This is a genomic window from Geobacillus sp. LYN3, from assembly GCF_003064505.1.
Taxonomy (GTDB): domain Bacteria; phylum Bacillota; class Bacilli; order Bacillales; family Anoxybacillaceae; genus Parageobacillus_B; species Parageobacillus_B toebii.
Genome location: NZ_QCWL01000001.1, coordinates 2,452,728 through 2,454,618 on the forward strand (window position 1 = coordinate 2,452,728; position 1,891 = coordinate 2,454,618).

Below are 1,891 nucleotides of genomic sequence, written 5' to 3' on the forward strand. Positions count from 1 at the left end.
TATACTGAAAATATAACCCCCGCCTTCCTCCCACAGCTAAAGCAGTGGGCTTCCGGCGGATGTTCTCGTGAAGGATTTATTATGCAATAAGGTGCCCAAAAAACGTTTAGGGCACCCAGTTTAGACTGCTAGGAAATGACTTCTAACTCCGAAGGCATCACTACTTTTTCTAGTACAGAAGCCACGGCGCCGATCGCACAGCTTTTTTCCAATAACTGTGATGGAATAATGAACGGACCGTTCCCATTTTTCACTAATATCCTTTTTTCGACTTCTTCCCGTGCCGGCTCCAGCACCCATTTGCCCGCCTTGCCAATCGTACTGCCGACAATAACGGCTTCCGGGTTATACGCATAAATGATATGTAAAATGCCGATCCCCAGGTAATGGCCGACCTCCGCCAATATTTGCGCCATTTGCTTGTCGCCGCTTTCAGCTAATGCGCGTACTTTCTCTACGGAAAAGCCTTCTAACATGGAATGATAATGTTCCTGCTCGAGCCGACGCTGAATATACTTTTCTGACGCGTACATCTCCCAACATCCGTTATTGCCGCAGCTGCAACGAAAGCCGTGAACGTCAATGACATGATGGCCGATTTCGCCGGCAATGCCATCAATCCCGCGGTATAGCTGGTTGTGAATGATGACTCCGGCGCCGATCCCGATCCCGGCGCTGACATATACAAAATTCGCAAACTCTTTGCCGGCGCCAAACCATTTTTCACCGAGCGCCGCCAACTTTGCTTCGTTTTCAATAATAATCGGATAATTTGGCCATTGTTTTTGAAGAATGGAAGAAAGGGAAACATGATCCCAATGAAGGTTCGGCGCAAATACAACAAGCCCTTCTTCCGCATCCACAATCCCTGGTACGCCAATGCCGATGCCCATTATTCCATACGGAGTAGTCGGCGCCTGGCGAATGGCTTCGTGAATCATCGCGATCATTTTTTCGATGATTGTTTCCTGCTTTTCATTGGCACGAAAAGGGCACATCTTTTCCCAAATGATCTCGGCGTTTAAGTCCGTTAACACGGCATAAATGTAGTTGCCCCCCAACTCTATGCCGATTAGTGAGCCAGCCGCTTCGTTAAAGCGGAGCATGAGCGGCCGGCGGCCACCGGTGGAAACGCCAATTCCGCTTTCGCTGACAAAATGTTCGGAAATTAATTCATCGACTAACGCTGATACCGTAGCTTTGTTTAATCCGGTGATTTTGGCGATCTCCGCCCGCGAAATATTATTTTTTTCGCGAATCAGCTTTAATACGATCTGTTTATTGATTTTTTTGACGAGTCCTATATTTCCTGTTCGCACCATATACGGTCATTCCTTCTGCAACCTTTTTTAGTATGCCGCGCGAATAGGCGGATGAGTCTCTGATCAATTCCATCGCCAGCGGCTGTATGAAAAAAGTTTATCTCGTGAGCCATGACATATGCAAACGCACGCAGCAATTCTTCATCGCTTACTTTTTCCCACGATCCCTGCGGCCAAAACGGATTTCACCCACTACTAATCGCTGTTCCTCAGTCTCCTATATTCCATCTTTGATGTACAATACAAAAACGACTTATTGCTTCTGTTTAATAACATTAGTTTATATACTAAACTAACATAGTTTTTATGTCAATAAAAAACAGATGAATTCATCTTCTTTGCAGAGAAAGGAACTATGTGTTTGTGGTATGGGCATTACTTTTCATTAACTAAAAGATACACTTCATCAGTCCATCACTCTCGTTTTTTGTGCACGTTCTCCTTGAAACGATTTGACAGGATAGCGCATGATTTCCTGTATGTAACCGATGAGCATCTTTTCACGAGAACATCCGCCGGAAGCCCACTGCTTTAGCTGTGGAGGAAGGCGGGGTTTATATTTTCAGTAT

The 1,891-nt window shown here is 45.5% G+C and carries 1 protein-coding gene; it reads right to left on the minus strand.

Translation table 11 applies throughout. The features are described from left to right. Positions 1–128 precede the first annotated feature (128 nt). Positions 129–1,322, minus strand: a complete 1,194-nt coding sequence (locus tag DCC82_RS12865) for an ROK family transcriptional regulator (RefSeq protein ID WP_097354726.1) — start codon at positions 1,320–1,322, stop codon at positions 129–131. Positions 1,323–1,891: the final 569 nt, after the last annotated feature.